General features: G+C 63.4%; 3 protein-coding genes and 1 pseudogene. All 4 read left to right on the top strand.

The window, feature by feature from the left end:
- Window positions 1-785, top strand: a 785-nt coding sequence (locus EN994_RS23610; RefSeq protein WP_127307838.1) for a LysR substrate-binding domain-containing protein, incomplete at its 5' end; no start/stop codon positions are given.
- A 120-nt stretch (window positions 786-905) separates the two neighbouring features.
- Entirely contained in the window at window positions 906-2000 is a 1095-nt protein-coding gene (locus EN994_RS23605) for an ABC transporter ATP-binding protein (RefSeq protein ID WP_013532646.1), read from the top strand.
- A 67-nt stretch (window positions 2001-2067) separates the two neighbouring features.
- On the top strand, window positions 2068-3183 hold the full coding sequence (locus EN994_RS23600) for an ABC transporter substrate-binding protein (RefSeq protein ID WP_013532645.1): 1116 nt from the start codon (window positions 2068-2070) through the stop codon (window positions 3181-3183).
- 25 nt (window positions 3184-3208) lie between these two features.
- A pseudogene (locus EN994_RS23595) lies at window positions 3209-3391 on the top strand (ABC transporter permease); the annotation flags it as partial.

Genomic DNA, 3391 nt, shown 5'->3' with positions numbered 1-3391 from the left:
AGCTTCGTCTGCTGGAGCGCGATCTCGGCTTCGACCTGCTCGAACGCATCGGCAAGGGCGTGGCGCTGACGCCGCGCGGCCAGCGCTATGCCAGCGACGTGCGCAAGGCGCTCACCGTTTTGGGCGATGCGGTGACGCGGGACGCCGGCACCGGCGTCGGCGGCTCGTTCGCCGTCAGTTGCACGCCCGGCTTCGCCTCGCTGTTCTTGTGCACCCATATCGGCGAGTTCCGGCAGATGTATCCTGACGTGGCGCTGCGCATCCTGACGCCGCGCCGGCTCGACGATGTCAGCAACGCAGATGCCGATGCCTTCATTGCGTTTGGTGTCGGCAATTGGCCGAACCGGGCGGTCGAGCCGCTCTGCGAAATCTCGTTCACGCCGCTCTGCAGCCCGACGCTGCTCAACAAGGTCGGCGGTTTTTCCCGACCGTCGGACGTGCTGCGCGCCAACCTGCTGCATCTCGACGACACCGAGGATTGGGCGCGCTGGCTGGCGCTGTCCAAGGTGGAAAACCCCGACATCGAGGGTGGCATCTTCTTTTCCGACATGAACCTGGTCTTTTCGGCGGCGATTGCCGGCCAGGGCATCGCCATGGGCGACGAACTGACCAGCCGGCGGGCGCTGAGCGAGGGCCGGCTGGTCAGGCCGTTCGACATCGCGATCAAGTCGCCACGCTCTTATTTCCTGGTCTCCGAACACGCCAAGGCTTCGCATCCGGTGCTGGAAGCGTTCGCGGGATGGCTGCGGTCGAAACTCCAGGAGAACCGCATTCTGCCGTATTGAGGGCAAGGCGGCGCCATCTCGCCATAGATGAATGGAATTTGCCGATCACGCGAAAACTATTCGGTTGCGGTGAGCCGGCACCCTGCCTACGATTTCGACAAGCGTTAGGGAAAGGGCAGTATGCAGCAACCCGGCCGTGCCGCAGAGATCAAGGCAATCGGGATCGGCAAGAGCTTCGGCTCGTTCCGTGCGCTGGACAATCTGTCGCTCGATATCGGCCGTGGCGAGTTCCTGACCCTGCTGGGGCCGTCGGGTTCGGGCAAGACCACCTTCCTGATGATCCTTGCGGGCTTCGTGCAGCCGACCGAGGGCAAGCTGTTCAGCGACGGCGTCGACATCACCGACCGACCGGCAGAGCAACGTGCCGCCGGCATGGTGTTCCAGGGCTACGCGCTGTTCCCGCATATGAGCGTCGAAGCCAACATCGCCTTCCCACTCAAGGTGCGCAAGAAACCGGCCGCCGACATCAAGCGCCGTGTCGGCGAGATGATCGAGCGCGTCGGTCTCAAGGGCCACGAGAAGAAACTGCCGGCGCAACTGTCGGGCGGCCAGCAGCAGCGCGTGGCGCTGGCCCGTGCGCTGGTGTTCGAACCTGGCGTGCTGTTGCTCGATGAGCCGTTCTCGGCGCTCGACAAGAGCCTGCGCGGCCAGATGCAGGCCGAGATGAAGCGGCTGCACCAGGAAACCGGAACCACTTTCGTCTTCGTCACCCACGACCAGAGCGAGGCGCTGGCGCTGTCGTCGCGCGTTGCCATCTTCAACCACGGCAAACTGCTGCAGGTCGGAGCGCCCGACGAAGTCTACGACCGGCCGGACAACCGCTTCGTCGCCGAGTTCCTCGGCGAAATCAACATGCTGCCGCTGAAGGGCGTCAAGCCTGCCGGCAATGGCTCGACCGGCCTTTGCGAAGACCGCGCGGTCAGCATGGGCTGCAAGGCCGAACTCGTGCGCGGCGATGCCATCCTGGCGATCCGGCCCGAATACATGTCGATATCGGGCGAGGCGGCGGATGGCGAGAATGGCATCGCCGCTACCGCCACCAACTCCACCTATCTCGGTGCTGCGACGCGGCTCGACCTGACGACACGGCAAGGCGCCAAGGTTACCGTCTCGGTGCCGAACGAGGTGGCGGCCGCAGCGCTCAGCAAGGGCAATTCCGTCTGGCTCACCTGGCCGGCGGAAAAGGGTTTCCTCCTTCCGCATGGAGGGCAATGACGACGGTGTGGCGAGATGTCGCTCCACCGCTTTCCGGCACTATCAACAACAAAAAAGGGGAACTGACATGACACATGACAACAAAAAACAAGCCGTCGAGAGCCTGTCCGCCAGGGCAGGTCGCGGCGAGATCTCGCGCCGGCAGTTCACACAGCTGGCGGCACTCGTGCTGGCCGGCACGCCGATGCTGCTGCGCTCGACAGGTGCCTTTGCGCAGGCCAAGGAACTGGTGCTGGTCAACTGGGGTGGCGATGCCATCACCGCCTATGATGCCGCCTATGGCCAGGCCTTCACCAAGGACACCGGCATCGCCGTCAAGATGGACGGTTCGGGTCCGACCGAAGGCGCCATCGCCGCGCAGTTCAAGAGCGGCGCGCCGACCTGGGATCTCGTCGACGTAGACCCCTTCTCGGCCATCACGCTCGGCGCCCAAGGGGCTCTCGAGCCGATCGATTACAACATCGTCGACAAGAAGAAGATGCGGCCCGGCTTTGGTTGGGAATACGCCGCCTCGACCTATTTCTTCTCCTATGTCATCGCCTATGATTCCGAGAAGTACGGCAAGGACGCGCCGACCGGCATGGCCGATTTCTTCGACGTGAAGAAATTCCCCGGCAAGCGCTCGCTCTACAAATGGGGCGTATCGAGCTGGGAAGCAGCACTTCTGGCCGACGGCATCGCGCCGGCGTCGCTCTACCCGCTCGACCTCAAGCGCGCCCATGACAAGATCGCCGCGTTCAAGGAAAACGTCGTTGCCTATTGGGGTGGCGGCGCCGAAAGCCAGAGCGTGCTGCTCAATGGCGAGGCCTCGATGGCGATCGTCTGGTCGACGCGCGCTTCGCTGATCGAGCAGGATTCGGGCGGCAAGATCAAGTTCATCTGGGATCAGGGACTGATCTCGCCCGGTGCGCTGGCCGTGCTCAAGAACAACCCCGGCGGCAAGGACGCTGCGATGAAGTTCATCGCCAGTGCCCAGGACCCTGAAAAGCAGCTGGTCATGTTCGACAAGCTCGGCCAAGGTCCTGCAAACCCGGCGGCAGACGCGCTGATCACGGCCGACAAGAAGCGCATCAACCCGGTCGATCCCGAGAACATGAAGAAGCAGATCGCGCTCGACATGGACTGGTACGCCAAAAATTACGGGCCGGCGCTCGACGAATACACCAAGATCATCTCGGCCTGATCAGGGCCGGGATAATCGGGTGGACATGAGATCCTATCTCTCCGACAGGATGGGCGCGGCGCTGTTGATGGCGCCGCTGCTCCTGTTTCTTGTCCTGGCCTATGCCTGGCCGTTCCTCGGCGTCGTCAAATGGAGTTTTACGCTGCCGACGCCCGGCCTCGGCCAATATGAGGCGCTGCTCACCGACGATCTGGTGCAGTCGGTGTTC

Source organism: Mesorhizobium sp. M7A.F.Ca.CA.002.09.1.1, assembly GCF_003998555.1.
Taxonomy (GTDB): domain Bacteria; phylum Pseudomonadota; class Alphaproteobacteria; order Rhizobiales; family Rhizobiaceae; genus Mesorhizobium; species Mesorhizobium ciceri.
The sequence above is the reverse complement of the archived record's forward strand: the minus strand, read 5'-3'. Positions and strand labels throughout refer to the sequence as shown.

What these genes read in the sequence shown, in the direction of transcription:
- EN994_RS23605 (WP_013532646.1), top strand. Translation starts at nt 906, where the DNA reads ATGCAGCAACCCGGCCGTGCCGCAGAGATCAAGGCAATCGGGATCGGC.
- EN994_RS23600 (WP_013532645.1), top strand. Translation starts at nt 2,068, where the DNA reads ATGACACATGACAACAAAAAACAAGCCGTCGAGAGCCTGTCCGCCAGG.